Origin of the sequence: Xenorhabdus santafensis, from assembly GCF_033949405.1 — a bacterium.
Taxonomy (GTDB): Bacteria; Pseudomonadota; Gammaproteobacteria; order Enterobacterales; family Enterobacteriaceae; genus Xenorhabdus; species Xenorhabdus santafensis.
Window position 1 is genome coordinate 1 of the sequence record NZ_VCDN01000415.1, and the last position, 279, is coordinate 279.

General features: G+C 53.4%; 2 tRNA genes. Both read left to right on the top strand.

What is annotated here, in order from left to right:
- The first annotated feature begins 51 nt into the window (after positions 1-51).
- Positions 52-127: transfer RNA gene (locus tag FE392_RS22930), tRNA-Asp, on the top strand.
- Between the two features lie 9 nt (positions 128-136).
- Positions 137-212 (top strand) — tRNA-Phe (locus FE392_RS22935).
- Positions 213-279: the final 67 nt, after the last annotated feature.

The following is a 279-nucleotide window of genomic DNA, read 5'->3' on the forward strand; positions in this document are numbered from 1 at the left end:
GGGCTCATAACCCGAAGGTCGCAGGTTCAAATCCTGTCCCCGCAACCAAATGGTCCCGTGGTGTAGTGGTTAACATGCCTGCCTGTCACGCAGGAGATCGCCGGTTCGACCCCGGTCGGGACCGCCATTTTAATAAGGCTCGGTAGCTCAGTCGGTAGAGCAGAGGACTGAAAATCCTCGTGTCGGCGGTTCGATTCCGTCCCGAGCCACCATTTATCTTAATAAAATACGCCGGCTTAGCTCAATTGGTAGAGCAACTGACTTGTAATCAGTAGGTTG